The sequence below is a fragment of the Cedecea colo genome (genome assembly GCF_011808225.1).
GTDB lineage: Bacteria > Pseudomonadota > Gammaproteobacteria > Enterobacterales > Enterobacteriaceae > Dryocola > Dryocola colo.
Window position 1 is genome coordinate 1 of the sequence record NZ_SOYS01000031.1, and the last position, 804, is coordinate 804.

Genomic DNA, 804 nt, shown 5'->3' on the forward strand with positions numbered 1-804 from the left:
TGCGCCTCCATCGACACGGAACATGTGAACAACATCACAGAGTAACGGCGGCGATGAGAGTTAAAAATCCTGAAATTCGGGGTTGACTCTGAAAGAGGAAAGCGTAATATACGCCACCTCGCAACAGCAGGCTGAGCCGCTGATTGCACCGCTCTTTAACAATTTATCAGACAATCTGTGTGGGCACTCGCAGGATTGATATCTCAGCATCTTCGGGTGCAAAAAAATATCAAGCCTTGAAGAGTGACCAGACAGTAATTCATTTAAGTGAATTATTTGAAAGTAATCTTTGAGCACCGCTGCACGAGTTGCAGCACATCAGACTTTTAATTGAAGAGTTTGATCATGGCTCAGATTGAACGCTGGCGGCAGGCCTAACACATGCAAGTCGGACGGTAACAGGAAGCAGCTTGCTGCTTYGCTGACGAGTGGCGGACGGGTGAGTAATGTCTGGGAAACTGCCTGATGGCGGGGGATAACCACTGGAAACGGTGGCTAATACCGCATAACGTCGCAAGACCAAAGAGGGGGACCTTCGGGCCTCTTGCCATCAGATGTGCCCAGATGGGATTAGCCAGTTGGTGAGGTAACGGCTCACCAAAGCGACGATCCCTAGCTGGTCTGAGAGGATGACCAGCCACACTGGAACTGAGACACGGTCCAGACTCCTACGGGAGGCAGCAGTGGGGAATATTGCACAATGGGCGCAAGCCTGATGCAGCCATGCCGCGTGTATGAAGAAGGCCTTCGGGTTGTAAAGTACTTTCAGCGGGGAGGAAGGCATTAAGGTTAATAACCTTAGTG

At 50.7% G+C, this 804-nt stretch carries 1 rRNA gene; it reads left to right on the forward strand.

Annotated features, from left to right (window positions below):
• Positions 1-327: 327 nt before the first annotated feature.
• Positions 328-804 (forward strand): 16S ribosomal RNA (locus E2L00_RS21360); the annotation flags it as partial.